Genomic DNA, 25,088 nt, shown 5'->3' on the forward strand with positions numbered 1-25,088 from the left:
TGGATCGTCGGACAGCCGGAAGGGGCGGACGAGATGCGGTGGGCGGCACTGACCACGAAGACGAAGGCGACCGTGGTGGTCGTCGTCGCGGCGGCGATCTGGATCGGCGGCGTCGGCTCGGCCGGTGCGCTGGTCGGATCGGTGGTGACGAACGTTGGCGAAGCGCGTCCGGCCGCGGTCGTGGCCTCGGCGGAGTCCGCCACTCCGCGTACGACGCCGACGCCCACGCCGACCCCGGTGGTCGTCGTCTCCGAGGTGACCGAGGACTCCACGATCGCGTTCGAACGCACCACGGTCGATGATCCCGCGCTCCCGAAGGGCCAGACACGCATCACCACTGCGGGAGTCCCGGGTGTGCTGACGACCACGTGGCGGGTCACGACGACGGACGGCACCGAGACCGGCAGAGTCCAGGTGGGCAAGGAAGTGACGCGTGCGCCGGTCACGGAGGTCACCGCGCTCGGGTCCTACGTCGCCCCTGCCGCACCGGCGCCGGTGCCTCAAGCGCCTGCGGCTCCAGTTCCGCAGGAGCAGGCGCCGGCGCAGGGACTCATCACCCCCGGCGCCTTCTGCGCGGACGCCCAGAACGGCTCGGTCGCCCAGGCGTCGAACGGGCGCTCGTACCGGTGCGGCGGCAAGGGAGCCGACGCGAACGGTCACCTGCACTGGAACACTATGTGACGACACGGTCCCTTGGAGCAGCGGCCGTGTAGGTTCCGCAGCATGGCGAGCGACGCGACGACGCTGAACGTGCCCGGCCCCGACGGCGACCGGGAGGTCCGGATCAGCAGCCCGTCACGGGTGCTCTGGCCGGAGCCCGGCATCACGAAGCTCGACCTCGCCGAGTACCTCGTCGCCGTCGGTGATGCCTTCGTCCGGGCCAATGGTGACCGGCCGATCTCGTTGCAGCGGTTCCCCGGCGGCGTCGACGGCGAGCAGTTCTTCTCGAAGAACCCGCCGAAGGGCGCCCCGGAGTACGTCCGTTCCGTCGTCGTCACCTACCCGAGCGCGAGGTCCCACCCGCAGCTCGTCATCGACGAGCCGGCCGTCGCCGTGTGGGCGGCGCAGATGAACACGGTGGTGTTCCACCCGTGGGCCTCGCGCGCGGAGGACTCCGACCACCCGGACCAGCTCCGGATCGACCTCGACCCGCAGCCGGGCACCGACTTCGGCGACACGGTGCCGATCGCGCACGAGCTGCGGAAGGTGCTCGACGAGGTGGGTCTGACGGCGTGGATCAAGACGAGCGGCAACCGCGGGCTGCACGTGTTCGCGCCGGTCCGCCCCGAGCACGAGTTCCTCGACGTGCGCCACGCGGTGATCGCGGCGGCGCGGGAGCTCGAGCGGCGCATGCCCGACCGGGTGACGACGGCGTGGTGGAAGGAGGAGCGCGGGCAGCGGGTCTTCGTGGACTTCAACCAGGCGAACCGCGACCGGACCATGGCCGGCGCCTACAGTCCCCGTGCCCTGCCGCACGCTGCGGTCTCGACGCCGATCACGTGGGAGGAGCTCGACGACGTCGACCCGACCACGTTCACGATCCGAACCGTGCCGGATCGGCTCGCGAGCACCGGCGACCCGTGGGAGTCCCTGGGCGAGCAGCCGGGCTCCATCGCGCCGCTGCTCGAGTGGTGGGAGCGCGACCTGGAGAAGGGCGAGGGAGAACTGCCGTTCCCGCCGGACTTCCCGAAGATGCCGGGCGAACCGCCGCGCGTGCAGCCGTCGCGGGCGAAGAAGGGCTGAGCCGACCGACTCAGACGGCGCCGGTGTCCTCGCCGACGCGCTTCGGCTCGACGACCCGCGTGGTCTGCACCGGCAGGGTGATGCTCGCGGTGTGCAGCCGTGTGAGTCGGGACCAGGTCCCGCGGTGTGCGTCGCTGATGCCGTCGATGATCATGTTCCGCTCCCGTCCCTCGCCGCGGTCGATGCCCGCACTCCCAAACTACTAGTCGGCCTAACTACTTCCACCCCGGAGCGTCAATCGGACATCAGCACGTCCTGCAGGTCGTACGCCGTCGGGACCTCGAGCTGCTCGAACCCGCAGGACCGCGCCTCGCGGTCCGGACGCCACCGTTCGAACTGGACCGTGTGCCGGAACCGGTCGCCCTCCATCTGGTCGTAGCGCACCTCCAGCACGAGGTCCGGCGAAAGCCGGACGAACGACGTGTCCCGGCCCGACGAGAACCGCGACCGTTCCCCCTCACCGGTGACGGGCCTCCCATCCGCATCGCGGAGGACCACCTGGTCGAGCTCGTCCACCAGCTCGACCCGGCGCTTGTCGGAGAAGGCGGACACGCCGCCCACCTGGCGGAGCTCGCCGTCGTCGCCGTACAGCCCGACGAGGAGCGAGCCGACACCCGTGCCGCTCTTGTGCACCCGGTAGCCGATCGCGACGACGTCGGCCGTCCGGTGGTGCTTGACCTTGAGCATCGAGCGCTTGTTCGGCTCGTACGGCTTCGCTCGGGGCTTCGCGACGACGCCGTCGAGTCCGGCGCCCTCGAACGTGGTGAGCCACTCGCGTGCGAGGTCGACGTCGAGGGTGGTGCGGGTGACGAACAGCGGGTCCGTCATGTCGTCGGCGAGGGTCTCCAGCCGTGCGCGCCGCTCGTCGAACGGCAGGTCGACGAGGTCCTGACCGTCGACGGCGAGCAGGTCGAACGTCACGAACTGTGCCGGCGTCTCCACGCTGAGCTTCGCGATCCGCGAGGCCGCGGGGTGGATCCGTTGCGACAGCGCGTCCCAGTCGAGCCGCTCGGCACCGGGCTCGCCGGAGCGCAGGACGACCTCGCCGTCGAGCACCACGGGGTGGTCACGACCGCCGAACTGCGCGCGGAACGCCTCGACGAGTTCCGGGAAGTAGCGGGTGAGGGGCTTCGCGCCGCGGCTGCCGATCTCGACGTCGTCGCCGTCGATCGTGACGATCCCGCGGAAGCCGTCCCACTTCGGCTCGTAGCGCAGGCCGCCCCGGACGCTGTCCGGGTCGGGGACGGTGGCGACGGCCTTGGCGAGCATGGGTGTGATCTCCATGCGGCCTGTCTACTCGGCCTGGAGGCGCGGCTCGCCCGGGTCCCGCCGGTCGCGTCACTAGGGTGGTCGCGTGACGACCGTGCCCCCGCCGGCAGCGCCGGCACCGGAACCGATCAGCCCCGTGCAGGCCGCCGCGCTCCGCGACGGCGTCCTGCCACCCGTCGAGGAGGTCCGGCCGGGCGTCTGGACCCTCGCCGTGCCGTTCCGCTTCGGCGTGCCCGACGCGACCCTGGTCTACGTCGTCGAGGGCTCGGACGGGGCGCTCGCGGTGATCGACCCCGGTTGGGCCGCCGACGACGGACTCGAGGCGCTCCGCGATGGGTTGTCGACGCTCGCCCGGTCGCTCGACGACGTCGCGCTCGTCGTCGTGACGCACCTGCACGCCGACCACCTCGGGGCGGCGGCGGCCATCCGCCGGGCCAGTGGTGCGCGCATCGCCATGCACCGGCTGGAGGTCGAGGCACTCGGACGGGAACGCGAGGACGCCGTCGCGAACGACGCCGACGTCGCGACGTGGGGCCTGCCGGAGGACCTGCGTGCCGGCGTGGTCGAGGCCTGGGGGAGCGGGCGGCGGATCGGACTCGGGCGAACGTCCGAGCCGTTCGCGGACCTGCTGCTCGAGGACGGCGACGAGCTCCCCGTCCCCGGTCGCACGATCGTGACGCTCTGGACCCCCGGGCACACGGCCGGGCACTGCTGCTTCGTCGACGAGGCCGACGGGCTCCTGTTCACCGGCGACCACGTCCTGCCGCGGATCAACTCCGGGATCGGGCTCGGCGGCAGGACCACGACGAACCCGCTCGGGGACTACCTGGCGTCGCTCGGGCGCCTCGACCGGTACGCGGACCTCGAGGTCTGCCCGGGGCACGAGTACCGGTTCCGGGACGTCGTGGGGCGCGCTCGGACCTTGGCGCGGCACCGCGAGGAGCGTTCGCGGCACGTGGCCGAGGCGCTCGACGTCCTGCACGAGCCGACGCTGTTCGAGGTCGCCGCCCGCGTGCCGTTCAGCGGTGGGATCGGGTCCATGACGGGGCTCCTGCTCGCCAGCGCGTTGACGCAGACGGCGTTCCACGCAGCGCTCCTCGGGCGGAGCGGCGAGATCCGCCCCGCCTGATCGTCATCCTCCACAGTGCCGACGAGGGCTGCGCTGTCCACAGGTCGTCGCCCCTCCTGTCTCTCGTGCGGAGGCCGACACAAACTGGATCGAGGGCGCGTTTCTCTAGCCGCCGCGCTTGATGGAGTCGACTAGGAGGGATTGATAGCGTGGTGCGAGCCGTTCCCCACCGGGCAGTGACGACGTTCCTGCGGCATCGGGGATGGTGGGTCGGCCGCGTGCGAGGGAGTCACGAGGTGTGGTGCGGTCCGGGCGGAGGACGGCTCGTGCTCCCACGTCACCGTGAACTCAGCCCCGGCGTGGTGCGACAGGTGCTGGCGGTCTTCCCGGACGCACCGGACGGCTGGCGATGAACGGAGGAGCGATGACGACGAGGTACCGCGCGCGAGCACACCGTGAAGGACGATGGTGGACGATCGACGTCCCCGAGGCCCGTGCCGTGACGCAGGCACGCCGAGTGTCCGACGTCGAGTGGATGGCACGTGAGTGTGTGGCGCTGACGCTCGACATCCCGGAGACCGAGATCACCGTCGACGTGGAGTTCGTCCTGCCCGACGACGCCCGAGCGGAGTGGGAAGCGAGTCGCGCGCTCGCCGAGCACGCGCGGCAGGACGCCGCAGAAGCGGCCCGGCTCGCGCGGAACGTCGTCGCCCGCATGCGCGCCGAGGGGTACACCTACGCTGAGATGGCGTCCGTGCTCGGACTCTCCGCGCAACGGATCCACCAGCTCGCGAAGGTGTCCTGAGGTCAGGCGAGCGTGGTCGCGAGGCGCTCCAACGTGGTCTTCGCGTCGGCGAACTCGGCCGCGGCGTGGTCGGCGAGCGGGGCGAGTTCGGGCAGCCGGTCGGCCAGCGTCGCGCTCACCGTGATCGGGTAGGGCTTCATGCCGAGCGCGGTGCCGAGGATGAGGTGCAGGACGGGGGAGCCGTGGTCCCAGCCCTCGGTCGGGGTGCCGGCGTCGTAGGTGGCTCCGCGACTCACGACGGTCACCACCGGACGCCCGGCGAGGGGCTGCACGTCGCCGGCGAGGACCCCGGGGATGTGGATGCGGTCGATCCAGGCCTTCAGTGTCGACGGCACCGTGTAGTTGTAGAGCGGCGCCCCGACGAGGACGACGTCGGCGGCGAGGAGTTCATCGATGACCTCCTGCCGGAGCGCGTCGGCCTCGGGCGCGACGACCTCGTCGTCCGTGCGGTCACCGGCTGCCCAGTGCAGGGCCGAGCCCTCGAGGTGGGGGAGCTGGTCGACGTGCAGGTCGCGCCGGACGACGGTGTACTCGGGACCGCGGGCGCGCCAGGCGTCGGCGAAGGCGGCGGTGAGGGCTCGGGAGCGGGAGTGTGCGAGGTCGGCCGAGGAGTCGATGTGCAGGAGCGTGGGCATGACCCAACGCTACCGATCGACAGCCGTCGCACGACGGGAACGGCCCCGCCGCGCCGGTGACGGGCGAGGCGGGGCCGAGGTGGGCCTCCCGCCAGCCGCGCGGGCACGCGAACTGACGGGAGACGTCTGGACGTCAGCGCTGGGCGTGACGGCGGCGCAGCGTGCGTGCGCCGATCAGGCCGACGCCGGCGAGGACGAGGCCGAGGGCCCAGGGGAGGGCGCCCGTCGCGTCGGAGCCGGTGTAGGCGAGCTGCCGGCCGGTCGTGCCGGTCGTGCCGGTCGGGGTGCTCGCGATCGTCGTGACGGTCGCGGCGGTCGGCACCACGGTGACCGGGAAGCGCACTGAGGCGCCGTCCTGAGCGACGGTGAGGTGGTGCGTCGAGGCGTGCGGGAACGTGACCCTGACGGCGTATTCGTCGTCGTCCCACGCGATCTGGTCGGTGGCGACGTCGCTCGTCACAACCGGCTGGGGCAGGTCGCCCGTCTCCTCGTCGAAGTCAGCGGTGGGGTTGCCGTACTGGTCGACGGAGAACCCCTGGATCCAGAGCGACTGCCCCTGCTTCACGGTCGGCTGGCCGCCGAACTCGATCGTCGGGTCGGCGTCGAGGTCGGCGGGGCGGTGGACCGTCGTGATGGTGCCGTCCGGCTCGATGATCCAGGCGTTCGAGGCCTTGGTCTCGTTGAAGATGTCGTCGTTGCTGGTGTCGCTCGTGAAGGCCAGGACGCCGACCGCGACATCGGGGTTCACCGTGATCGAGACGTACTCCGTCGCGGACGAGGTGCCGTTCGTCGCGACGACCGTGAACTCGTAGTCGCCCGCCGAGATCGACTCTCCGCGGAGCACACCAGTCGTGGGGTCGAACTGCACGCCGTCCGGGAGGTAACTCTCGGGCTGGTCATCGCTGTCGCTCGGGTCGACGTCTTCCGGGTACGAGTACCCGATGGAGTACGTGACGGTCCCGCTTCCCTCGGCGACGGCGAACGAGTGCGAGTAGGCGACGCCGGCGTCCTCGGTGAAGGTCAGCGGCGCATCGACGCTGTTCGTGTCGGCGTCAGCGAACGCCACGTCCTGCGAGACCTTCTCGCTCGTGGCGGAGATCGCGGTGGACGTCGCCGAGTCCGTGACGGTGAGCGTCATCACGTGGTCGACGTCGTCCTCGGTCAACGTGTACGACTCGTCGATCGACAGAACGGTGGTGTCGCCGTCTCGGGTCCACGCGTAGGTGTGGGGGGCGGCGAACCCGGTGGTCTCGGCGCGCAGCGTGACGCCGACCTTCACGGCGCCGGCGATCTTCACGGTCTTGGCGGCGACCTCGGTGGTCGACGTGCCGGACTCGGAGGTCGCGTCCGTTGTGCGTCGGACCGTGTTCGAGGGAGCGGTGGTGCCACCATCCGTCGTCGTGGTCTGGTCGGTGTCGACGCCCGACCCCGTGCCGGAGCCGTCGGTCGGGCCGGTTGCGTCCGAGCCGGTGCCGGTGACCGGGGCCGCACCGGAACCGCCGCTCGCGGCGTCGGTCGTGGTGTCACCGTCCGTGCCCGTGCCCGTGCCCGTGCCGGTGACGGTACCGGTCTCGTCGGTGCCGGTGCCGGTGCCGGTGCCGGTGCCGGTCTCGTCGCTGCCGGTGCCGATGCCGGCGTCGGTGCCGGTCGTGTCCTGCGGCTGCGGGTCAGCCGGAGCACTCAGCGTCGAGACGGTGTCCGCGTGGGCTGCGGTCGCGGTCGCGATGCCCAGACCGGTGGTCAGCGCGACGAGTGCGGCGGTCGTGCCGACCGCGCAGGCGCGGCGGACGGTGGAAGTGCTGCGGCGCACGTGTTCCCCCAGGTGTTCAGGTCCGGTCGGGTACCGGATCGTAAGAATCTGCCGAGAATTCTCGGCCCTGCTCGGATCGTAGGGTGACGCCCGCGTGCCCGCGATACCGCCGTCCGGAATGTGACCCGGGTTGGGGGTGCCGGGATGACGGACGGGAGGCGCGGTGCCAGCTGGCACCGCGCCTCCCGTCCGTCAGGTGGTGGCCAACGTCACGCGCGCCGGCGCCGGAGCCGGTACAGCAGGAGGGCCGCGCCGGACGTGAGCAGCCCCAAGGCCCAGGCGAGCGGCGCCGTCTCGTCGGCGCCGGTGTACGCGAGGGTCCCGCCGGCGCTGCTCGTCGTCGCCACCGAAGCCGTGGCGACGGGACGGACCGCGACGGCGAACGACGTCGACACGCCGTCCTGCGTGATGGTCAGGCGGTGGGGGGACGCGTGCGGGAACGTCACGCGGAATGCGTACCCGGACTGGTCCCAGACCATCTGGTCGGACGCCACGGAGCTCGTCAGCGTCGGCCGTGGACCACCGCTCACCGAACCAGGGTCGGTCCGGTTGCCGAAGCGGTCGACTGCGAGACCGGAGACGTACAGCGTGCCGTTCTGCTGCGCCGGGATGGAGGACACGGTGCCGAGCGGGCGACCCTCGCCGCTGAACGCCGTGATGGTCCCGCCGGGCGCGACCGACCACGCGGTCGTGCCGGGCTTGCCCTGGTCGACGATCGCCAGGACCCCGACGGGTGCGGCGGCGCGGACGGTGAGGCGGACGTACTCGGTCGCGGTCGCCGTGCCGCGCAGCGCGACGACTTCGAAGTCGTACGTCCCGGCCGCCGTCACAGTGTCGGTCAGGACGCCGGTCTCGACGTCGACGCTGAGGTCCTGCGACGGCGAGTCCTGGATGGCGTACGCCAGGCGGCCCGTGCCGCCCGTCGTCCGGAAGGTGTGTGTGAACCGGGTCCCGGCGGTCGCGGTGAGCTTGAGTGGCGTCGCCGTGCTCGACGGCTCCGTGAAGACGAGCGGTGACGCGGAGACCGTCAGGCGGACGTACTCCGTGATCTGGGTCGCCCCGCTCAGGGCGACGACCTCGAAGTCGAACGTGCCCGCGGTGGTCGGAGTGCCGCTGAGCACGCCGGTCTCGACGTTGACCGTGTACGCCGAGGACGGGGCGTCCTGGATGGCGTACGCCACGGTGCCGGTGCCGCCCGTCGTGTGGAAGGCGTGGCTGAAGGGCGTGCCGACGACGGCGGTCAGCGCCAGTGGGGCCGCCTGCGTCGACGGCTCGGTGAACGCGAGGTCGCTGCCGTCGCTCGGTGTTGCAGCCGGGGCAGCGACCTTCGCCGGCCCGGCGCTCGAGGTCGCCGACGGGCTCGGACTCGGCGTCCCGGACGCCGTCGGGCTCACCGTTGCCGTGGTTGGCGCCGTCGGAGCGGCCGAGGCGACGGTTCCGACGCCGAGCGCGGAGGCGACGGCCGTCACCGCGATCGACACCGCGATCACGGCAGCCCGACGGACCGGCGGCTTGTTGGACTGGTGCATGGAATCCCCCCTGGAAGTGAGTGGCGCGGACTCGCGAACGTGCGGCCTCGCACCGCCGAACGTAGCCCCGCGGATGGCTCCTGAGGCGGGCACGGAGATTGCGGTTCCATCACGGAATCACCGCCTCTCACCTGGGGTTTTCCACAGGATCGGGACCGCGACGGGCGGGAAGCGCGGCGCCGCGGGACGAGCGGTCCTGACGTCTCGTTCCGGTGGCCGTCCGGCGGTCAGTCGCCCACGGCGGCGGCGGCTCGCTCGAGGGCCTCGCGCAGCGCCCGGACGGCCGGCGACGACGAGCCGGCGGCGCGCACCACCGTGAAGATCGTCCGGCGCGGACGCTCGGGCAACTCGAGCAGGCGGCACGTCGTCGTGCGGCCCGTCCACATGAGGTCCGGCATGAGGCTCACCGCGTTCCCGGATTCGACGAGGCGGATCTGCGTCTGCAGGTCCGCGGTCTCGAAGCGGACGTCCGGCTCGAAGCCCCAGCGGCGGCAGACCTGCTCGGCGAAGTGCCGGGACGCCGTCCCGCGCGGCTCCATCACCCAGGGCAGCGCCTCGGCGTCCTCGATCGACGACACCGGAGCGAGCGCGGTGTCGACCGGGGGCAGGGCCAGCCGGACGGCGTCGGTCGTGAGGTCGGACCGGTCGAGGCCCGGCAGGTGCGGTGCCGCGTGCGCCGGGTACTGCTCGGCGATGACCATGTCGAAGTCGCGTGCCCAGGTCTCGTGCAGCGCGGTCTCCGGCTCGCGCTGCACCATCTCGATCCGCACGTCCGGGTGCTCCGTCGCCATGGCGTGCAGTGCGTTCGGCATGAGGGCCAGCGCCGCCGACTGGAACACCGCCACCCGGACGCGCCCCTGCACGGTCGGCATCGTGGACTCCACGGTCGCCTGCGCCTGGTCGAGCACGTCGAGCACGTCACCGGCCGCCTGCACCAGGACCTCGGCCTGCGCGGTGAGCTGGAGACGCCGACCGGCCTTGCGGAGCAGGGGCACGCCGGCCTCCCGTTCGAGCGCGGAGAGCTGCTGCGAGACGGCCGACGGGGTGAAGTTCAGGGCCTCGGCGACGGCGGCGATCGTGCCCCGGATCGAGAGCTCGCGGAGGAGGACGAGACGGCGGACGTCGAGCATGCGGACACGATAGCTCAGCTGAACGGTACCCATCACGAACCGTTGCTTCCGCTGAAGCATGCGTCGCGCCACACTGACCCCATGACGACCCTGCACGAGCACCCCGCCACCGACCACGACGCCCTCGCGGACCAGTCCGTCGCGCTCGTGCGACAGTGGCTCGCCGAGGCCGAGACCTACCCGGTCGACGGCTCGGCGAAGCAGCTCGCCGGCGTGCTCGCCGACCCTGCCGGTCTGGACTTCGCGGTCGGCTTCGTGGACGGCGTCGTCCGCCCGGAAGACCTCGGGGTCGCGGCACGCACGCTCCGCGCCATCGCGCCCAATGCCCCGGGCTTCCTGCCCGCAGCCCTCCGCGGGCTCGTTCGCCTCGGCGGAGGCATGGCACCGGCGCTGCCCGGTGTGGTCGTCCCGATCGCACGCCGGGTGCTCCGGAACATGGTCGGCCACCTCATCGTCGACGCCACCGACGCCAAGCTCGGGCCGGCGATCGCGAAGATCAAGCGGGACGGCGTCCGACTGAACGTCAACCTGCTCGGCGAGGCGGTGCTCGGCGAGAAGGAGGCAGCGCGCCGCCTCGAGGGCACCCACCGGCTCCTCGCCCGCGACGACGTCGACTACGTGTCGATCAAGGTCTCCTCCACCGTGCACCCGCACTCGCCGTGGGCGTTCGACCACGCGGTCGAGGACATCGTCGAGAAGCTCCGGCCCCTCTTCCGCCGTGCTGCCGAGGCGTCGCCGCAGAAGTTCATCAACCTCGACATGGAGGAGTACAAGGACCTCGACCTCACCATCGCGGTCTTCACGAAGCTCCTCGACGAGCCCGAGTTCCTCGGGCTCGAAGCCGGGATCGTCCTGCAGGCGTACCTGCCCGACGCGCTCGCCGCGATGCAGCACCTGCAGGAGTGGTCCGCCGCTCGTCGCGCCCGCGGGGGTGCCGCCATCAAGGTCCGTCTCGTCAAGGGCGCGAACCTGCCGATGGAGCAGGTCGAGGCATCGGTGCACGGCTGGTCGCTCGCCACCTGGCACACCAAGCAGGACTCCGACACGAACTACAAGAGGGTGCTCGACTGGGCGCTGACGCCGTCCCGGACCGAGAACGTCCGGGTCGGCGTCGCCGGGCACAACCTGTTCGACGTCGCGCACGCCTGGCTGCTCGCCGGTTCTCGGGGAGTCCGCGACGGCATCGAGTTCGAGATGCTGCTCGGCATGGCGCAGGGGCAGGCGTCAGCCGTCAAGAACACCGTCGGCTCCCTGCTGCTCTACACGCCGGTCGTGCACCCCGGAGAGTTCGACGTCGCGATCGCGTACCTGATCCGCCGCCTGGAAGAAGGAGCATCGCAGGAGAACTTCATGTCCGCGGTGTTCTCCCTGGCGTCCTCGCCGACCTTGTTCGCGCGCGAGGAGGAACGCTTCCGCGCATCGCTCGCGCCGCTGTCGCTGCCCGGTGGCCTGGACGCCCCGGCACCGCACCGGGTGGCCGACCGCTACGCCGCCGTGCGGCGACCGGGCGCCGGACACTTCGAGAACACCCCGGACACCGACCCCTCGGTCGCCTCGTTCCGCACGTGGGGCGCCGAGATCACCGCGCGGGTCGCGTCCTCGACGCTGGGCACCAGGGCCGTCCAGGAGGCGCGGCTCGGCTCCGCCACGGCGCTCGACAGCGTCCTGGGTCGCGTCCGTGCCGCCGGCGCGACGTGGGGGACGTGGTCGGGTGCGGCCCGCGGTGCCGTGCTGCACGCTGTCGGCGACGCCCTCGAGGCAAACCGCGCAGCCCTCGTCGAGGTCATGGCCGCCGAGACCGGCAAGACGATCGACCAGGCCGACCCCGAGGTGTCCGAGGCGATCGACTTCGCGCACTTCTACGGCACGCTCGCCGCGCAGCTCGACGACGTCGACGGCGCTGCCTTCACGCCCGCGGCCCTGACCCTCGTCGCGCCGCCGTGGAACTTCCCCGTCGCGATCCCCGCCGGGTCGACCCTCGCCGCGCTCGCCGCCGGGTCCGCCGTCGTGCTGAAGCCCGCTCCGCCGGCCGAACGCTGCGGTGCCGTCCTCGCGTCGATCATCGACACCGCGCTCGACGCGATGGGCGCCCCGGCCGATGTGCTCGCCTTCGTGCAGGTGGCCGAGAACGAGCTCGGGCAGCAGCTCGTCGCGTCGCCGCTCGTCGACCGGGTGATCCTCACCGGCGCTTACGAGACCGCCGAGCTCTTCCGCTCGTTCCGTCCCGACCTGCCCCTGCTCGCCGAGACCTCCGGCAAGAACGCGATCATCGTCACGCCCTCCGCCGACCTCGACCTGGCCGTGAAGGACGTCGTCGCCTCGGCGTTCGGGCACGCCGGTCAGAAGTGCTCCGCCGCGTCGCTCGTCGTGCTCGTCGGGTCCGTCGCCACGTCGCGGCGCTTCCGGTCGCAGCTCATCGACGCGGTGTCCTCGCTCACCGTCGGCTACCCGGCCGACCCGACCACGCAAATGGGGCCGGTGATCGAACCGGCTGCCGGAAAGCTCCTCGACGGGCTCTCCTCGCTCGGTGCGGGGGAGACGTGGGCGGTGCAGCCGCGCGAGCTCGACGACTCCGGCAAGCTCTGGAGCCCCGGAGTCCGCGAAGGCGTCCGGCGCGGCTCGGCCTTCCACCGCACCGAGTACTTCGGGCCGATCCTCGGCGTGATGACCGCGCGCACCCTCGACGAGGCGATCGACATCGTCAACGAGGTCGACTACGGCCTGACCTCGGGCCTGCACTCGCTCGACCAGGCCGAGATCGGAACGTGGTTGAACCGCATCGAGGCGGGCAACCTCTACGTCAACCGTGGCATCACCGGCGCCATCGTGCGTCGACAGCCGTTCGGCGGCTGGAAGAAGTCCGCAGTCGGCGCCGGCACCAAGGCCGGCGGGCTGAACTACCTGCTCGGCCTCGGATCGTGGTCGCCTCTTGCTTCGTCGGTCGGGTCGTCGCCCTCCGCCGCTGTGTCGTCGTTCGTCGATGCCGCCGGGATCTCCTCGTCGTCACTGGACCGTGCCGTCGCCTCCGACGAGCACGCCTGGTCGACCCTGTTCGGCACCGCCGCGGACGTCTCGGCCCTGAGCGCCGAGCGGAACATCGCGCGGTACCTGCCGTACCCCGCGGTGCACGTCCGGCTGGCATCGCCCGCGGAAGAAGCCGTCGCCGACCTCGTGCGGGTCGTCGCCGCGTCGGTCCGGGCCGGCACGACCATCGACGTCTCGACGGTGTCGACGCTGCCCGGCCCGGTGATGGCGGCCGTTCGGGCGCTGCCGAACGTCCGGTCGCTCACGTCCTCGCACACCGACGCTGCGTTCGCTTCGGCAGTCGCGAGCGGGCCCTCCACGCGCGTGCGGCTCATCGGCGGTGACGTCTCTGCGCTGTACACGGCCGTGGGCGGGCGTCCCGACGTCGCCGTCTACGGTGAGCCGGTGACCGAGGCCGGGCGGATCGAGATCCTGCCGTTCGTCCGGGAGCAGGCGGTGTCGATCACGGCGCACCGGTTCGGGACGCCGAACCACCTCACGGATGCGTTGATCTGACCGCAGCCAGCCGACCGCGCGTCGGTAGGGTGGCCCATGTGGGGGATCAGCAGCGGCCGTCATCGCTTTGGAAACGGTTCGTGTTCGTCGATCCTTGGGCCGACGCATCGATGTACGGCCCACGCGGCACGTTCTTTCCGCTCTGGACGAGCGCGATGCGGCTCTACCTCATCGGACTCGGGGTGGTGCTCCTCGGTGTCCTGTTCGGGTTGCCGTTGAGCCCGAGCGGCATCGCGATGCGGATTGCAGGATTCGCCGTCGTTCTCGGGGTTGCGTGCTACCTCTGGACGAGGCCGACCTGGGGACGGGTGGCATACGGGCCCCATGACGTTTCGGCGGGCATGGTCTATTGGGGTCACCGCTCGCGAGATACGTCGGAGGTCCAAACTCTCAAGGATTACGCGCGCACGATCGCCGCTGTGTACGGGCCGGATCGCTACGGGCAGCTGTGGCTTGCGTTCGCGGACGGACAGAGTGATGTTGTTCCCGACGGCCACATCGTCGAGGTCGTCGAGGCTTCTGACTTCTTCAACCGCCGGCCGATGCACCAGATCGCTCCGCCGCCGGTGCCCCAGATACAGGCCAATGACTTCGAGCTGGCTGCATTGCTCTCGAACGCGAACCAGCGCGGAGGAAGTCGGGCATCGCTCGCGCAGCTGACGGCGATGCTCCCATCCCACCCACCGACGGAGGCGGCGCTCGTGCGCCTCGAGGACCTGGGGCTGGCGGACCGCATGAAGCGGTCGCGTCCACCGACCTTCCGGATCACCCGCGCCGGTACGATCCACATGATGTCGCGGGCTGTCGGAGATTTCGACCCAGGAGAACCGCTCACGACGGTGACTGATCGTCAAGGAGTGTTTGTCAGCGTGCACAACGAGAACGGCCAGTTGCAGATCAACTTCGACTCTCCTGGCGCGGTGCAGCAACGCGACAACGGGGTGGCTCACGTCACCACGATGGATCCCTCCGTCATCGATCTGTTGCGCGAACTGCTTTCGGCGCGCGAGCGCATCGTCGCCGGTCTGCCCAGCTCGGAAGCCAGGGTCGTCGCAGATGATCTGCAGGAGCTCCATGACGCGCTCGCGGCCGATCCGGGGGACGAGTCCCGCCTCAAGAGACTCGCGCTTCGGGTGCTCGTGGTCGGCGCGGACGTGGTCAAGGGGGCGATCGGGAGCGGTGTCTGGACAGGCATCGCCGCCTGGGCAGGTCTCAGTTCGTAGCGGGCTGCCCTCGAACGGGTTACGCGACGAGGGAGCGGCTCGCATCGGCCGCGTGCGCATCATGAACGCGATCGGGCGAGGATCGGCTCCGTGCTGACGACCTCGCGAAGGTGATCGGGACCTGGGTCGGTGGCGAGCCGGCGGGCGACGACCTCATCGTGCGGTTGAACAACCCGCGTCGCGGGGACTACCGCCCCTGACCCGAGGACCGGGCTCGACGGTGCGCAGCGGCGCTGCACAACGCAAGTGCTCCCGAGCCGCGGGGATCCATGGTTCGGGGACACATCGGTTGTGCGCGGCTCAGGTGTGCGGCGTCAGTCCGTGACGGCGGGCGTCGGCTCGGGTGCCGGGGCGAGCATCGTGGACGTCACGAGCGCGCGAAGGGACTCCGGCAGGGGGATCGGACGCCGTGCACCCTCGCGGTCAATGATGACGTGCGCGAACTCGCCCGTCGCGAGCAGGGCACCATCGGACTGCCGGAACAGGCCGAACTGCCACGAGAGGCTCGTGTTCCCGAGGTGCTTCGACCGCATCCCGACCTCGATGACGTCCGGCCACACGGCCGACTCGACGAACCGGCAGCTCGACGACACCAGCACAGCGATCCAGTGCGACGAGAACGGGTCGAGTCCGGCCTGCTCCCGGAACCAGTAGGTCGACGCGTTGTCCATCGCCGAGTAGTAGATCGTGTTGTTGACGTGCCCGAACATGTCGTTGTCGTTCCACCGGGTGGGGTAGAGGCGGCGGAACGGGTACTCGTCGATGGTCATCGGTCTCCTGTCGTGCGAAGCGGTGTGGTCGTGGGGCGGAGCACGTACTCGAACGTCGCCCGGGCCCGCACGGGGTCCGGTGTTTCCCCGGAGATGAGGTCGGCGTACGTGAAGGATTCGGAGATGCGGACGAGCAGCCGGGCGAGCTCCTCGGAGGACAGCGGAGCGGGATCGAACGAACCGTCGACCCGTTCCTCGTCGACGAGTGCGGTGACGCGGTCGACGAACCGGCGCTGCACGTCACTGTGGGTCGTCGTCAGGAGGCGGAGGGCCCGTGCGGGTTCGCGGGTCAGGAACGCCCGGAAGTAGGGCGCTTCGATCAGGTCCGCAGTGAAGCGATCGAGCACGTCGACGATCCGCGCGGCGCCGGCGGGAGCCGCTGCGGCGGCAGCCGCGTCGAGCGTCGGGACGGCGAGCGACCAGAGGATCTCGGACAGCAACCGGTCACGGTTGCCCACCCACCGGAACAGTGACGTGCGGTCGACGCCGAGCGAGTCGGCCAAGGCGCCCATGTCGATGCGGGAGCCGGCGATGAAGGTGCGCCGTGCCTCCCGGAACGCGCGCAGCGCTGAATCCGATGTGTACACGCGTCCCTCCCTTGCAACGTTTCCGAGAATGATGCATCGTGGTTCCCATGTCAATGACGACGTCCACGACCACGCTGCTCGAGTCCGATTTCTACCGTTTCCAGGAGGGGCTGACCGACCAGGAGCGCGAGTCCCTCGGACGGCTGCGCGCGTACCTCGAGTCAGAGGTGCGCCCGATCGCGGACGAGTACTGGGCGCGCGCGGAGTTCCCGATGCAGGTCGTCGAGCCGCTCTCGGAACTCGGCATGTACGGGCCGGGCATCCCGCTCGTCCGGCACTTCGAGAACTCGGCCGTGTACCGCGGGTGGGCGGCACTCGAGCTCGGGCGGGTGGACGCCGGCGTCGCGACGTTCATCGGCGTGCAGTCCGGCCTCGCGATGAACTCGATCGCGGTGGCGGGGAGCGAGGCGCAGCAGCAGGAGTGGCTCCCGCGCATGGCGTCGGGGGAACTGGTCGGGGCGTTCGGGCTGACCGAGCCGCTGTCCGGCAGCGACTCCGCACGCGGGCTCCGCACGACCGCGCGGCGCGAGGGTGACGAATGGGTCCTCGACGGCGAGAAGCGCTGGATCGGGAACGCGACCTTCGCGGACGTCGTCGTCATCTGGGCGAAGGACATCGCAGACGGTCAGGTCAAGGGCTTCCTCGTCACGACGGACACACCCGGCTTCACGGCGACGAAGATCGAGGACAAGATCGCGCTCCGCAGTGTGCAGAACGCCGACATCGTCATGACCGGAGTGCGCGTGCCCGAACAGCGCCGGCTGCAGCGCGCCGAGTCCTTCCGGACCACGGCCGAGGTGCTCCGCCTGACCCGGACCGAGGTGGCGTGGCAGGCGATCGGCATCGCGATCGGCGCGTACGAGGCTGCGCTCGACTACGCGCGGAACCGCATCCAGTTCGGCAAGCCGATCGCCGCCCACCAGCTCGTGCAGGACCGGCTCGTGCAGTCGCTCGGGAACATCACCGCGTCGATCGCACTGTGCACGCAGGCGTCGGCGATGCAGGACGCCAGCACCGGCGGCGACGAGCACTCGGCGATGGCGAAGGCGTTCGCGACGGCGAAGATGCGCGAGACCGTGGCCTGGTGCCGAGAGGTGCAGGGCGGGAACGGGATCGTGCTCGACAAGGGCGTCGCGCGGTTCTTCGCCGATGCCGAGGCGATCTACTCGTACGAGGGCACGCGTGAGGTGAACACGCTCATCGTCGGGCGGGCGATCACGGGCCAGGCTGCGTTCGTGTAGGGGAGGCGCGAGGCCGGGTGCGGCCGGGTCGGCGCGCTGCGGTCGGCGTTGCGGGAAGCGCTGCGGGAAGCGCTGCGGGCGGCGCTGCGGGAAGCGCTGCGGGCGGCGCGTCGCAGGCCGCGTACGACACCCCACGCGTCGATCGAAGCGTGGGGTGTCGAATTCGGCGAGTCCGACTGATGCGGACGCATGGTGCGACGAAGTGCGCGTCGATCGACTGGTGCATCGTCGAAACTCGCGCGCGACCCGAGGCCGCGCGCTCAACTCACCCGAGGAGCTCGGGGCGCTTCCACTCGCCGCCCCGCACGTGCTGCTCGAGGAACGCGAACACCGTCTCGTACCAGACCGCGGCGTGCTGCGGCTTCAGCACCCAGTGGTTCTCGTCCGGGAAGTACAGGAACCGGTGCGGCATCGTCCCGTCGGCCGCGGCATGGTGCTCGGCGAGCTCGGACCACAGCCGGAGCCCCTCGCCGATCGGCACGCGGTAGTCCTTGTCCCCGTGGATCACCAGCATCGGGGAGGTGATGTCGGCCACGAACCGGTGCGGGTCGTTCTCGTGGAGGCCGTCCTGGTCGAAGATCGACTGCCAGTACTGCGACATGTCCGTCGTCCCGTTGAACTGGTCGAGCGCCCAGAGGCTGGCGTGCGTGACGATCGCCCGGAACCGATCGGTGTGCCCGGCGACCCAGTTCGCCATGTAGCCGCCGAACGAGCCGCCCATCGCCGCCGTCCGCGTCTCGTCGACGTCGTCCCGTGCGACCACCGCGTCGGTGATCGCCATGAGGTCGGTGAAGGGAGCCTGACCCCACGCGTTCCAGCCACGGTTGATGAAGTCGAGGCCGTACCCGGTCGACAGCGCGGGATCGGGCAGGAGCACCGCGTACCCGCGAGCAGCGGCGAGCTGCGGGTTCCACCGCCACGACCACTGGTTCCACGAGTTGAGCGGGCCGCCGTGGATCCACAGCAGCAGCGGGTGGGGGCCGTCACCATCGGGCAGCACGAGCCAGCCGCGCACGCGCGAGCCGTCGGCCGCGGTCGTCTCGACCTCTTCCAGCCGACCGGGGACGTCGGGAACCGGAGCCGGCGTCGCGAGCGGGATCGCGGTGCCATCCGTCGCGATCCGGACGGGGTGCAGCGGGGCCGCCCAGGAAGCACGGAGCGCCACGACCGCACCGCTCGCCTCCGCCACGCGCAAGCTCGAGTACGCCCAGTCGTCGTGGGTCAACTGCTCGACGGCGCCGCCGTCCACGGGGAGCCGGAACACCGGAGCGCGACCGTCCTGGTCCGCCGTCGCCAGGAGCGCACCGTCGCCGTGCGCGAAGACGAGCTCGTTCGGCCACCGGTCCCAGTCGTTCGCGATGCGTCGCGCACCCGAGACGCCGGAGCCGTCGAGCGTCGCGACCCAGATCTCCTGCTCGGTAGCGCCGGCCGGCGTGAACCGCGGCGTGCGTACCCACGCGATCGTGCGGCCGTCGTGGCTGATCGTCGGCATCTCGTGGTCGACGTCGTCCTCGTCGAACAGCACGGTGCGCGCACCCGAGGCGACGTCGAACGCGACGATCGTCGAGCGCGAACCACGCGCCTCCTGGACGGCGACGGTGGCGACGACCACCGAACCGTCGGGGGTGACCACCCCGTCGACGTGTTCGAGCGACCGAGCCGGTGCGGGCGTGAGGTCGGTGAGGACGGGGAGGTGCGACGGGTAGGAGTGCTTCGCAGCGGCGGCATCGCCGACGTCGCGCGTGGCGGGCCGCGTCGTCTCCGCCTCGGACAGCGAGCCGAGGTCGAGTGTCAGGACGTGCGTCTCGTCGGGGCCGAGGTCGTGGTCCCAGAAGCGCACGGGGTAGGTCTCGTGCAGGATCGCCTGCACCTTCCGGTCCTTGCGGCGCCCACGGAGCTCGGCGTCGGCGGCGATCACGCCGGTGCGGTCCGTGCCGGCACCGGGGAGCAGCCCCGCCGTGATCGCGACGGTGTCTGCCGCGGAAGCGGTGCCGAGCACGCCGCCGACCCCGCCGGTGAGCCGCGTGACCGGCCTGGCCTCGCCACCGGCGGCCGGGAGGACCCACAGCTGCGGCGCGTCGGTGTCCTTGTCGCCTTCGCCGTCGGGGCGCCCGGAGACGAAGAGGAGGTCGCCGGCCCGGGTGAACGCGACATCGCCCTCACCCTTGGTCGAGCGCGTCAGGCGGACGGGCGTCGCCGTGACGTCGTCCTCGGAGCCGGGCACGGCCCAGATCGAGCGGCGGTACCCGGTGCCGTCGGCGTCGAGCACGCTGACGGTGAGGGCGACGCGGGAGCCGTCCGGGCTCACCGCGATGCCGTCCACTCGCGGGAGGGCGGTGTACTGGTCGAGGTCCGAGAACGGCGTCGTCATGCCCCCACGCTATCGGCGGACCCTGCCTCCGCGAGCGTCACGCTGCGGCCTGTGGAGAACTCACGCCCAGAACGCGGCGATTCCCTCGGCGACCGCGGCGCCCTGGGTCCGGCCGGCCTCGGCGGACGGCGCCTGCGTGGCGAGCGACAGCGAGTTCTCGCCGAACGCCTGCTGCGCCGTGCTGTCCGCGACGATCACCTCGACGGAGCTGCTGGCGGCACGGAGCCCCTCGACCGCCACGTCGAGCCACGGCCCGAGCGGCGACGGGCCCTCGGGACCGCAGGCGACGACGAGCACGCGCTCGTACCCGGCGGCGATGTCGGCGTTCGTGGCGGAGCGCAGGCCGCCGTCGATGTACGGGCGCCCCTCGATGCCGACGGGTGACCACACGAGCGGGACGGAGCAGCTCGCGGCGACGGCGCGGGGGAGCGGGACCTCGTCGGCGGCGGTGAGGACGCGGAAGGTGCCGTCGGTGGCGTCGATCGCGGTGAGGGCGAGCGGTTTCGCGGGCCACTCGGTGGACGGCAGCGTCTCGGCGAAGGTCGCGGTGCGCTCGTCGTCGGTCTGCCCGGTGGTGGTCCGCTGGGCGAGGAGGCCGAGGCGGGCTCGGGCGTCCTGGTCGGAGGTCGCGCCCTCGATGACGGCTCCGACGCGCTGCTGGAAGTCCTCCTCGTCGATGGGGACGGGTTCCTCGTACGTGGTCGGGACGGGTGCGTGCTGTTGGTCGTACGCCTGCTGCACGCCGCCGTACCGGACGAAGGTGCCGACGACGCTGCCGGCGCTGGTGCCGACGACGAGGTCGGCCGCGTCGAGGTCCACGCCGGCGGCCTGGAGGGCGGACAGCACTCCGAGTTCCCAGGCGATGCCGGCGACGCCGCCACCGCCGAGGACGAGTGCTCTGGTTCCGGGCGCGGGCGTGGAGACGTCGGTCATGCGTCCTGCTTACCAGGTGGCGGACGGGAGGCGCGGGTTGCGCCCGACCCGCTGGCGGACGGGAGGCGCGGTGCGAGCCTGCACCGCGCCTCCAGCCCGGCGGTGGGCCGGCTGGGTCAGACGCCCGCCGTCGACCGGATCCAGCTCGCGCTCTGGGGGAGGACGGCGTAGTTCGATCCGGCGTGGGTGTTCGCCCCCGGGTCGGCCACGTCACCGGTCGAGCAGACGCCGACGACCCTGCCGTTCACGACGAGCGCGCCGCCCGAGTCGCCGTGGTTCGACGCCCCGCTGACGCCCGTGACGTGCTGCGCGATCCCGCGGTACGCGTCGGTGGAGCTGCCGGTGAGGCTCACCGTCGCCTGGTAGAGCCCCGTCGTCGGGACGCTGTTCGCGCGGTTGCCGTAGCCGAGGATCGTGCCGGTGCCGGAGGAGCGCGGGCTGTACCCGAGGTCGAGCTGCGCGTACGAGGCGAGGGACTTCGGCGTGCGGAGGTGCACGAGCGCGATGTCGCCCGCGGGTGCCGAGTACAGGCGGTCGGCCGCGGTCGCGGGGCCCCGGTTCGTCGTGCTGTTCGAGTGGTAGACGTTCATCGCGGTGGTGCCGTCGACGCAGTGTCGGGCGGTGATCACCCACGATGCGTTCAGTTGTTCGCCCGTGCAGCCGAAGGTGGCGGTGCCGCCCTGCTGGAAGACGAGCTGGACCTCCCACGGGGTGCTCGGTGCCGGTTCGCCGCCGATGACCTGCGGGGAGACGGTGGCGGCGTTCGCCGCACCTGCCCCGAACGTGCCACCGAGGAGGGCGAGGGCGGCGGTCGCGAGGAGCGTCGCGGCTCTGAGGTTCTGTCGCTGCTTCATGTCGATGATGTTCCGCTGGCCCCCGTTCGGGGGGCAAGTCGGCGTTGCGGAGGACAGATGCGTCACCCGGCGACGGCCTGTGGACAACTCCTGAGGCGTCGGTGGTGTGCCCTAGCGTCGAAGGCATGACAGGGGAGCGGACGACGTCGCAGCGACGTCCACGGCGTGCCGGAGCAGTCGTGTGGCCGATCGTGATCGCCACCGCACCGACGGCGGCGTTCCAGCTGCCGAACCTGTTCGTCGCCACGCCCGTCCGGATCTCGCTCGTGGTGTTCGGTCTCGTCGTGCTCACGGCCGCGGTGGTCGTCCAGGTGGTCCGTGCCCGTCGGGGTGAAGCGTCGGTCGCGGCGGCGGCCGCTGCCGCCCGGGCCCTGGAACTCGAACAGGGCACGGCGGTCCGGTACGCGTTCGGTCAGCTCGCGTCCCGACTGGTCCGGTTCTCCGAGCTCCCGCGTCGGGACCGTCCTCGCGAGCTCCCGGTGTTCGCGGACCGGATCGCCGTGGCGCTCGCGTTCTACCTGCTCCCCGGCGTGCCCGATGTGCGTGCGAACGTGTACCAGCTCTCGGCGGACCTCCGAGCGCTCGAGCCGATCGGGCACGGCGGCGCCGAGGACACCGCGGGGGTGTTCCGCGCGGGGACGCCGTACGGTGACCGCAACCTCGAGTGGGTGCTCGTGGGCGGCGGCCCGCGGGTGGTGGGGGACCGCGCCGCGGACGTCGACGTCGACGAGGACCTGCCCGGGTTCGAACCGCGCTACCGGTCCTACGTGTCGGTGGTGATCCGGTCCGAGGAGTACTCCTTCGGCATGCTCACCGTCGACTCGCCGGCAGCCGACGCGTTCACCGACCTCGACGCGAAGTACGTGGCGATGATGGCCTCGTTCATGGCGATCGCGTTCTCGCTCGCGTCCTCGTTCCCGGAACGGGATCGGAACCCCAGGAAAGACCCGTGATGCTCACGCGATTTGTCGGACGTTCGACGTACCATCCCCCCATGACCGTCGTGACCCCCGAACCAAAGCCCTTCGGTCGGTCCCGGGTGTACACCCCGAACTGGACCGACGACACGACCGACGCCGATTACGAAGACCTCGACGTGATCGCCGCGAACATCGAGCGCGAGCGCGTGGCGGCCCGCCTTCGGTTCGAGGCGCGCCTCGCAGCCGAGCTGGCGCGCTGAGCCGTTCCGCCGGTTCGTCGTCCTCTGGCGGGGCGGCTCGTCAGCCGGCGGCGACGTCGATGAGCACCTTGCCCACGGCGTCGCCCTGGACGGCGTCGTGCGCGGCGGCGGTGTCGTCGAGTGCGAACCGCAGGAGCGGGAGTCCGGCGTCCTCACCGACGGCCAGCACCCCGTCGCGCAGGGCTGCTGAGACGTCCTCGGCCGCCGCGGTGAGCGCCTCGTCGCCGATCGTGTAGAGCAGCAGGAACTGGTACCGGGCGTTCACGCTCATGTTCGGACGGACGGGCAGCGTGGCCTCGTCGCCGCCGTTGTTCGCGTAGATCGAGACGACGCCGTGGTTCGCCAGTACCTCGGCGACGAGCTCGGCGTTCTTCGGGATCGACACCTCGACGACGATGTCCACGCCGTCCGGGGCGACTCCGCGGATCTGCGCGGCTGCGTCGTCGTCGCGGTAGTTCACGACGTGGTGTGCACCGGCGGCGGTCGCGAGCGCCGCTTTCGCCTCGGAGCTGATCGTCGTGACGACCGTCGCGCCCGCCCACCGGGCGAGCTGGATCGCGGCGTGGCCGACGGCTCCGGCGCCGCCCGCGACGAGCACGGTCTTGCCGCTGAGGGCGCCGGGTGCGAGCCGTGACGGACCGTCCTCGTGGGTGGTCAGGGCGCGGTGCGCGGTCATCGCCGGGACGCCGAGCGACGCGCCGATGTCGAACGAGGTGCCCTCCGGGAGCGGCACGGCGCGGGAGGCCGGGACGACCGTGTACTCCTGCGCGGTCCCGGTCGGGCGACCCGCGGCCGACATGTACAGCCACACTCGGTCCCCGACGCTCAGCCCGTCGACGCCCTCGCCCACGGCGTCGACGACACCGGCGCCGTCCTGGTTCGGGGTGACCTCGGGGAACGGCAGGTCGTCGCCGTACGTGCCGCCTTGCCGGGCCTTCCAGTCGGTCGGGTTGACGCCGGAGACGACGATGCGGACGCGGACCTCGCCGGGGCCGGGCTCCGGGGTGCTCCGCTCGACGAGTTCGAGGACGCTGCTGTCACCGGGCTTCGTGTAGACGACTGATCGCATGTCCCCAGGCAACCACGCGATGCCGCAAGGGATTCCGGGCGGCGCCCAGGGCGGTGGTCGGCGTCGTCGTCGCCGTCGCCGTCGCCGGTGCAGGTGTGCCGTTGCCGCTCGCGGCTCGCGGCTCAGCGTGCGTCGTACTCATCGCGCGAGATCGCGACGTCGTCCATGTGGCTCGTCGCCCAGTCCTCGAGCGGCTTGAGGACCTCGCGCAGGGATCGGCCGCGGTCGGTGAGTTCGTACTCGACGTGCGGCGGGATCTCGGGGAAGACCGTTCGGGTGACGAGTCCGTCGCGCTCGAGCGCCCGGAGCGTCTGCGTGAGCATCTTCTGCGAGACGCCCTGCACGCGCGCGGCGATCGCCGAGTAGCGTGCCGGACCGTCGGCGAGGGTGCCGATCGTGAGGACGCTCCACCGGTCGCCGATGCGGTCGAGCAGCTGGCGCGAGGGGCACGCCGCGGCGTAGGGGCTGTACTCGAGCGCCGACATCTGTCCTCCGATACGCACTCTCAGGTGCCTACTTACTCAAAGAGAGTAACGCTTGTACGGTGAGTGTCAACGTCCCACGAAAGGAAGCTCCATGACCAGCATCGTCGTCTTCGGTGGCACCGGCTACGCCGGCTCCGCCATCACCCGCGAGGCCCTCTCCCGCGGCATCGCCGTCACCGCCGTGGCCCGCGACACCTCGAAGCTCGCAGCGGCTGAGGGGCTGACCCTCGCGCAGGGCGACGCGTTCGACGCCGACTTCGTCGCGGAGGTCACCAAGGGCGCCGACGTCATCGTGGTCGCGCTCCACGCGGTGCAGGCCGACGGCAGCGAGCTCAAGGACAAGTTCCAGCACTTCGTCGACGCCGCTGCCGCCACCGGTGCCCGGCTCGGGATCGTCGGCGGCGCCGGGTCCCTGCTCGTCGCCGAGGGCGGCCCGCGCCTCTTCGACACGCCGGAGTTCCCGGACGCGTTCAAGGGCGAGGCGAAGAGCCACGCGCAGATCCTCGACGCCCTCCGTGCGAGCGGCACCGACGTCGACTGGTTCTACGTGAGCCCGGCGGCGGCCTTCGGCGGGTACAACCCCGGCGAGCGTCGCGGCACCTACCGCACCACGGACGACGTCCTGCTGACCGACGCCGACGGCAACTCGGACATCTCCGGTGAGGACTACGCGCTCGCCTTCGTTGACGAGATCACCGCCCCGGCGCACCACCGCGCGCGCTTCGGCGTCGCCTACTGACGCCCCTCCCTCGCGCAAAACACCGGTGTTCGTGCAACGCACCGCGGCATTCCGCGGCGCCGAGCGTGAACACCGGTGTTTTGCGGCCCCCGCCGCCGGCCGCGCC

The 25,088-nt window shown here is 71.5% G+C and carries 24 protein-coding genes; 11 read left to right on the forward strand and 13 right to left on the reverse strand.

The annotated features are described in order from the left end of the window. The first annotated feature begins 33 nt into the window (after nt 1-33). Both HP507_RS04850 and ligD read left to right on the forward strand, forming a co-directional pair. The gene (locus HP507_RS04850; RefSeq protein ID WP_217508500.1) at nt 34-681 is read left to right on the forward strand and encodes a G5 domain-containing protein; all 648 of its coding nucleotides are present in this window, start codon (nt 34-36) and stop codon (nt 679-681) included. Between the two features lie 42 nt (nt 682-723). Next, nucleotides 724-1,743: a non-homologous end-joining DNA ligase gene (gene ligD, locus HP507_RS04855; RefSeq protein WP_175350719.1), complete on the forward strand. Its 1,020-nt coding sequence runs from the start codon at nt 724-726 to the stop codon at nt 1,741-1,743. A gap of 10 nt (nt 1,744-1,753) precedes the next feature. Here ligD and HP507_RS04860 read toward each other — a convergent pair whose 3' ends face one another. Beyond that, the gene (locus tag HP507_RS04860; protein ID WP_175350720.1) at nt 1,754-1,897 is read right to left on the reverse strand and encodes a hypothetical protein; all 144 of its coding nucleotides are present in this window, start codon (nt 1,895-1,897) and stop codon (nt 1,754-1,756) included. Nucleotides 1,898-1,977: 80 nt separating this feature from the next. Continuing rightward, on the reverse strand, nt 1,978-3,027 hold the full coding sequence (locus HP507_RS04865; protein ID WP_175350721.1) for an ATP-dependent DNA ligase: 1,050 nt from the start codon (nt 3,025-3,027) through the stop codon (nt 1,978-1,980). Nucleotides 3,028-3,097: 70 nt separating this feature from the next. Here HP507_RS04865 and HP507_RS04870 point away from each other — a divergent pair, with 70 nt between their 5' ends. The 3 genes from HP507_RS04870 to HP507_RS04880 all read left to right on the forward strand — a co-directional run bounded on the left by HP507_RS04870 (nt 3,098) and on the right by HP507_RS04880 (nt 4,886). After that, nucleotides 3,098-4,141: an MBL fold metallo-hydrolase gene (locus HP507_RS04870; RefSeq protein WP_175350722.1), complete on the forward strand. Its 1,044-nt coding sequence runs from the start codon at nt 3,098-3,100 to the stop codon at nt 4,139-4,141. A gap of 176 nt (nt 4,142-4,317) precedes the next feature. After that, the gene (locus HP507_RS18525; RefSeq protein WP_376984152.1) at nt 4,318-4,494 is read left to right on the forward strand and encodes a type II toxin-antitoxin system HicA family toxin; all 177 of its coding nucleotides are present in this window, start codon (nt 4,318-4,320) and stop codon (nt 4,492-4,494) included. Between the two features lie 11 nt (nt 4,495-4,505). Further along, entirely contained in the window at nt 4,506-4,886 is a 381-nt protein-coding gene (locus HP507_RS04880; protein WP_175350724.1) for an XRE family transcriptional regulator, read from the forward strand. Between the two features lie 2 nt (nt 4,887-4,888). Here HP507_RS04880 and HP507_RS04885 read toward each other — a convergent pair whose 3' ends face one another. The 4 genes from HP507_RS04885 to HP507_RS04900 all read right to left on the reverse strand — a co-directional run bounded on the left by HP507_RS04885 (nt 4,889) and on the right by HP507_RS04900 (nt 9,990). Further along, on the reverse strand, nt 4,889-5,521 hold the full coding sequence (locus tag HP507_RS04885; protein ID WP_175350725.1) for an FMN-dependent NADH-azoreductase: 633 nt from the start codon (nt 5,519-5,521) through the stop codon (nt 4,889-4,891). A gap of 133 nt (nt 5,522-5,654) precedes the next feature. Then, nucleotides 5,655-7,331 (reverse strand): hypothetical protein, encoded by a 1,677-nt coding sequence (locus HP507_RS04890; RefSeq protein WP_175350726.1) that lies wholly within the window; start codon nt 7,329-7,331, stop codon nt 5,655-5,657. Between the two features lie 209 nt (nt 7,332-7,540). Continuing rightward, a complete protein-coding gene (locus HP507_RS04895) occupies nt 7,541-8,860 on the reverse strand; it encodes a hypothetical protein (RefSeq protein WP_175350727.1) in 1,320 nt (439 codons plus the stop codon). A 227-nt stretch (nt 8,861-9,087) separates the two neighbouring features. Then, nucleotides 9,088-9,990 carry a LysR family transcriptional regulator gene (locus tag HP507_RS04900; protein WP_175350728.1) on the reverse strand — a complete coding sequence of 301 codons (903 nt, stop codon included), beginning with the start codon at nt 9,988-9,990 and terminating at the stop codon, nt 9,088-9,090. A gap of 81 nt (nt 9,991-10,071) precedes the next feature. Between HP507_RS04900 and HP507_RS04905 the strand changes: the two genes are divergently transcribed. Then, nucleotides 10,072-13,530, forward strand: a complete 3,459-nt coding sequence (locus HP507_RS04905; RefSeq protein ID WP_175350729.1) for a proline dehydrogenase family protein — start codon at nt 10,072-10,074, stop codon at nt 13,528-13,530. A gap of 38 nt (nt 13,531-13,568) precedes the next feature. Continuing rightward, nucleotides 13,569-14,753, forward strand: coding sequence for a hypothetical protein (locus tag HP507_RS04910; RefSeq protein WP_175350730.1), 1,185 nt, complete (start codon nt 13,569-13,571; stop codon nt 14,751-14,753). A 314-nt stretch (nt 14,754-15,067) separates the two neighbouring features. Here the strand turns inward: HP507_RS04910 and HP507_RS04915 are convergent, their stop codons facing one another. Together HP507_RS04915 and HP507_RS04920 are read right to left on the reverse strand one after the other, a co-directional pair. Next, a complete protein-coding gene (locus tag HP507_RS04915) occupies nt 15,068-15,523 on the reverse strand; it encodes an acyl-CoA thioesterase (protein ID WP_175350731.1) in 456 nt (151 codons plus the stop codon). Continuing rightward, nucleotides 15,520-16,110, reverse strand: a complete 591-nt coding sequence (locus HP507_RS04920; protein ID WP_175350732.1) for a QsdR family transcriptional regulator — start codon at nt 16,108-16,110, stop codon at nt 15,520-15,522. Before HP507_RS04920 ends, HP507_RS04915 begins: the two co-directional genes overlap by 4 nt. A gap of 53 nt (nt 16,111-16,163) precedes the next feature. On the opposite strand from HP507_RS04920, the gene HP507_RS04925 reads away from it, so the two are divergent. Continuing rightward, on the forward strand, nt 16,164-17,351 hold the full coding sequence (locus HP507_RS04925) for an acyl-CoA dehydrogenase family protein (protein ID WP_175350743.1): 1,188 nt from the start codon (nt 16,164-16,166) through the stop codon (nt 17,349-17,351). A gap of 265 nt (nt 17,352-17,616) precedes the next feature. Here HP507_RS04925 and HP507_RS04930 read toward each other — a convergent pair whose 3' ends face one another. From HP507_RS04930 to HP507_RS04940, 3 genes are all read right to left on the reverse strand, one after another. Next, nucleotides 17,617-19,722 (reverse strand): S9 family peptidase, encoded by a 2,106-nt coding sequence (locus HP507_RS04930; RefSeq protein WP_175350733.1) that lies wholly within the window; start codon nt 19,720-19,722, stop codon nt 17,617-17,619. 60 nt (nt 19,723-19,782) lie between these two features. Continuing rightward, the gene (locus tag HP507_RS04935) at nt 19,783-20,655 is read right to left on the reverse strand and encodes a patatin-like phospholipase family protein (RefSeq protein ID WP_175350734.1); all 873 of its coding nucleotides are present in this window, start codon (nt 20,653-20,655) and stop codon (nt 19,783-19,785) included. A 116-nt stretch (nt 20,656-20,771) separates the two neighbouring features. Further along, the gene (locus tag HP507_RS04940) at nt 20,772-21,509 is read right to left on the reverse strand and encodes a S1 family peptidase (RefSeq protein ID WP_175350735.1); all 738 of its coding nucleotides are present in this window, start codon (nt 21,507-21,509) and stop codon (nt 20,772-20,774) included. A gap of 125 nt (nt 21,510-21,634) precedes the next feature. On the opposite strand from HP507_RS04940, the gene HP507_RS04945 reads away from it, so the two are divergent. Beyond that, nucleotides 21,635-22,462, forward strand: a complete 828-nt coding sequence (locus HP507_RS04945; RefSeq protein WP_175350736.1) for a GAF domain-containing protein — start codon at nt 21,635-21,637, stop codon at nt 22,460-22,462. Nucleotides 22,463-22,503: 41 nt separating this feature from the next. Beyond that, entirely contained in the window at nt 22,504-22,689 is a 186-nt protein-coding gene (locus tag HP507_RS04950; RefSeq protein WP_175350737.1) for a hypothetical protein, read from the forward strand. Between the two features lie 40 nt (nt 22,690-22,729). Here the strand turns inward: HP507_RS04950 and HP507_RS04955 are convergent, their stop codons facing one another. Further along, nucleotides 22,730-23,758 (reverse strand): NADPH:quinone reductase, encoded by a 1,029-nt coding sequence (locus HP507_RS04955; RefSeq protein ID WP_175350738.1) that lies wholly within the window; start codon nt 23,756-23,758, stop codon nt 22,730-22,732. Between the two features lie 122 nt (nt 23,759-23,880). Next, entirely contained in the window at nt 23,881-24,243 is a 363-nt protein-coding gene (locus tag HP507_RS04960) for a winged helix-turn-helix transcriptional regulator (protein ID WP_175350744.1), read from the reverse strand. 91 nt (nt 24,244-24,334) lie between these two features. On the opposite strand from HP507_RS04960, the gene HP507_RS04965 reads away from it, so the two are divergent. Beyond that, nucleotides 24,335-24,982 carry an NAD(P)-dependent oxidoreductase gene (locus HP507_RS04965; protein WP_175350739.1) on the forward strand — a complete coding sequence of 216 codons (648 nt, stop codon included), beginning with the start codon at nt 24,335-24,337 and terminating at the stop codon, nt 24,980-24,982. The last annotated feature ends 106 nt before the right edge of the window (nt 24,983-25,088 follow it).

Source organism: Curtobacterium pusillum (genome assembly GCF_013359865.1).
GTDB classification, from domain to species: Bacteria; Actinomycetota; Actinomycetes; order Actinomycetales; family Microbacteriaceae; genus Curtobacterium; species Curtobacterium pusillum.